1 protein-coding gene is annotated in these 868 nt (G+C 55.1%); it reads left to right on the top strand.

Annotation, left to right across the window (positions count from 1 at the left end):
* Positions 1-868 (top strand): transposase (locus H1B37_RS32965; RefSeq protein WP_182871514.1); only part of this gene is annotated, 868 nt, incomplete at both ends.

Raw genomic sequence — 868 nt, 5'->3', positions numbered from 1 at the left:
GATTTACTGCGGTTTCAGTTTTGGGATTTGGCGCTATGATGGGGCGTACGGAGGCTTTTGTCATGGCAGGTTTTGCTACACCACCGCTGGGTCGAGACCAGCTGGTTCTTTTTCCCGAAAAACTCGACGAGGTGATCCCGCAAGGCCATCGAGTCCGATTGCTCGATGACATTCTGCGACGCCTCGACTGGACCGATTGGGAGGCCACTTACGATCTCACCAAAGGACAACCGCCGCTTCATCCCCGTGTGATTGCCGGTGCCGTGCTCTACGGAATCATGAATCGCATTTTGTCTTCGCGGGCTGTCGAAGAGGCGTTGTGGGTTCGAAATGATTTTCGTTGGCTTGTCGAAGGTCTTCATATCGACCACACCACCATTTGCAAATTCCGACAGAAGAACTCGGTAGCACTTAAGAGCCTGTTCGTCCAAGTCGGCTTGGTCGCTCGCGAACTCGGGCATTTGCCGTTGGAGTCCCTCGGTTTTGATGGCACACGAATCAGAGCGAACAATCGCCGTTCCGGCTCACGTTCGCCGGAAGAACTTCGCCAAGCCAAGGACCAGCTTCAACAACGATTTATCGAGCTAGAGGAACAAGCGGCTCAAGCTGACGCTAGCGAAAGCGAACGCCTAGGAAACGAAAATGGGCGTCAGTTGAGCGAAGAATTGGCCGAGGTGCAGCGGCGTCAGGAAAAGGTCGACGCGGCGATCGCAGAACTGGAAAAGCTAGACAAGGAACCTAAGCGACTGCCGATCGTCGACCCAGAATCTCGTCTCACCCCGAACAAAGATGGAGGCTTTGCCCCGAATTACACCCCGCACCTCGCCGTTGATATCGACAGCGGCCTGGCTGTCTCGGCCGATGTGAT

The organism is Stieleria mannarensis (assembly GCF_014154935.1).
GTDB lineage: Bacteria > Planctomycetota > Planctomycetia > Pirellulales > Pirellulaceae > Stieleria > Stieleria mannarensis.
The sequence above is the reverse complement of the archived record's forward strand: the minus strand, read 5'-3'. Positions and strand labels throughout refer to the sequence as shown.